The organism is Pseudalkalibacillus sp. NRS-1564 (assembly GCF_050467905.1).
Classification (GTDB): Bacteria; Bacillota; Bacilli; order Bacillales; family Guptibacillaceae; genus Guptibacillus; species Guptibacillus hwajinpoensis_B.
This window is the reverse complement of the sequence record NZ_JBITPM010000059.1, coordinates 1-832: the sequence shown is the minus strand read 5'-3', so window position 1 is coordinate 832 and position 832 is coordinate 1. Positions and strand designations below refer to the sequence as shown.

Genomic DNA, 832 nt, shown 5'->3' with positions numbered 1-832 from the left:
TATATATAATAATTAATGGCATGTCTAGGGATTATATATAAAAACATAATTTATATATATAGTCCCACTATTATATTAGTGATTTTTTATATGATTTCTTCTGACTTCTTATTTAACCATTTTCATAATATGTTCTCTGAAAGCTTCCTGAACTTCTTCTACATCACCTTTTTCCATTAATTTCACCAGATCTAAATGATATTTATATACTTCATCAGGACGGATTTGAACTTTAGGATTGAGCGCTGTAATATACCTCCTGATATGTCCAGTTAGCATATTCCATATTCTAGTGTAGACTTCTATTTTGGACCATTGAATAATGGTTCGGTGAAACTCCATATCTAAATCAGATTGCAATAAATATTCCGGCTTACCGAACTTCATTCGATCCACAATGTCATAAAGTTCTCCTATATCTTTTTTTCTCAAATTAGGTAAAATAATTTCTAATGCATTCGTTTCAATTTCTGCTCTCATTGAAAATATATGGTACATTTCCACCTTATCAATTTCAGTAACGAAAGCTCCTTTATACTTAACCGTGCGAATAAGCCCTTCTTCTTCTAATCCTCTTAAGGCCTCTCGAACAGGAACCTGGCTTATTCCAAACTTCTTTGCTACTTCTGTTTCCACTATTCGATCTCCAGGCTTTAGATTGTTTAAAATAATATCATCTCTTAAATTTTTTTTAACTTTATCCTTTAAGGAGACTAACGATTGTTTACTTGGTTTTCGTTCTTCCATTTTTCCCAACCCTTTTCAAATAGTATTAAAAGCTTTTACATGGTAACGAGTAAAAAATGTTTATAAATGATGTTTCAAATTATAT

General features: G+C 30.5%; 1 protein-coding gene. It reads right to left on the bottom strand.

The window, feature by feature from the left end; translation table 11 throughout:
• Positions 1–108 precede the first annotated feature (108 nt).
• On the bottom strand, positions 109–747 hold the full coding sequence (locus ACIFPW_RS22055; RefSeq protein ID WP_430247164.1) for a GntR family transcriptional regulator: 639 nt from the start codon (positions 745–747) through the stop codon (positions 109–111).
• Positions 748–832 lie beyond the last annotated feature (85 nt).